Source organism: Paraburkholderia kirstenboschensis (assembly GCF_904848585.1).
GTDB classification, from domain to species: domain Bacteria; phylum Pseudomonadota; class Gammaproteobacteria; order Burkholderiales; family Burkholderiaceae; genus Paraburkholderia; species Paraburkholderia kirstenboschensis.
On the sequence record NZ_CAJHCR010000100.1, the window covers coordinates 1 to 539 of the forward strand.

General features: G+C 59.0%; 1 protein-coding gene. It reads right to left on the reverse strand.

All coding sequences use genetic code 11. From position 1 onward, the window contains the following. The coding region (locus JMY24_RS38185) for a coiled-coil domain-containing protein (RefSeq protein WP_201704149.1) at nucleotides 1–539 on the reverse strand (539 nt) is incomplete at both ends.

The following is a 539-nucleotide window of genomic DNA, read 5'->3' on the forward strand; positions in this document are numbered from 1 at the left end:
GGGCGGATATTGAATACTTCCGTCATCGCCGGCGTGAAGCTGCGAATCACCAGTTGCCTGTCCAGAAACACCGTGGCGACCGCCGTGCTCTCGAACAGATTCTGCAGGTCGCTGTTCGCGCGATCGAGCGCTTCGATCTTTCCGTTCAGTTCGCTGTTGACCGTGTGCAGTTCCTCGTTAAGCGAGACCAGTTCCTCCTTCGAAGCTTCCAGCTCTTCGTTGGTGGACTGCATCTCCTCGTTGACTGAGACGAGTTCCTCGTTCGACGACTTGAGTTCCTCCAGCGCGGTCTCATACTCCTCGATCACGGATTGCAGGCGCTCGCGTGTTTCATGGAGTTCCCGTTCCATCTGCACGGCCGTGCCATCGTGCGCGGCATGAGCGCGAGTCAACGCTTCTTCGCGGCTCAGTTCCGGCCCCTGATCGATGAATAAAACGAGGTAAAGCGGCTCGACGCCGGGCCGGCTGCTCAGCGGCTCGACCGTTACGGTGACAATCTGTACGCGACCGTCCTCTTCCTCAACCGGTATGCCCTCACG